1 protein-coding gene is annotated in these 208 nt (G+C 49.0%); it reads right to left on the reverse strand.

Annotated features, from left to right (window positions below):
* The coding region (locus tag AC0QHF_RS11075; RefSeq protein ID WP_375341416.1) for an HNH endonuclease at positions 1 to 208 on the reverse strand (208 nt) is incomplete at both ends.

The raw sequence follows: 208 nt of genomic DNA on the forward strand, positions 1-208 counted from the left end.
TAGGGATGATGTGGTCGGTCTCCACTTGGTCTTCTATAGTGAAGTGCTGTCCGCACCATTTGCATTTGCCTTTCTGGCTTTTCAGCAGTTTGGCTTCTCGGTTTGAGATTTCTGGTGATTTCCCTCTCCTTGTTGCCCAATAGACCCAATTTCCATCATACGTCGATGCGTTCGGTCTGACCAGCGTGTGGTAGACAATGGGAGTCCA

The sequence above is a fragment of the Lyngbya sp. CCY1209 genome, assembly GCF_055795065.1.